Consider the following 265-nt stretch of genomic DNA (forward strand, 5'->3'; position numbering starts at 1 on the left):
GCGTGTGTTTGAACCCGGTCGGATACTTGAGTCCGTACCCCACGGCGCGGTCAACGCCGATATGAGCAGCCCAGACGAGCGCGATCAAGGTGAGCGGCGTCACGGTGAACCACACCCCAACCACTCCGAGCGCGGCCGGGGCGAGATAGGTGTGGAACACGTTGTAGACCGTACTGCCGACCCGAGCGCCTCCAAGGTACGCCAGCATCGAGACGTCAGGCGCAAGCGCAAGAACGACGAACAGCCAAATCGGGCCACCGATCGT

At 63.4% G+C, this 265-nt stretch carries 1 protein-coding gene; it reads right to left on the reverse strand.

The window, feature by feature from the left end:
* On the reverse strand, positions 1 to 265 hold a 265-nt coding region (locus EXE45_RS18870; RefSeq protein WP_137695194.1), incomplete at both ends, for a DUF4260 domain-containing protein.

Origin of the sequence: Halorubrum sp. SP9 (assembly GCF_005435015.1) — an archaeon.
GTDB classification, from domain to species: Archaea; Halobacteriota; Halobacteria; order Halobacteriales; family Haloferacaceae; genus Halorubrum; species Halorubrum sodomense.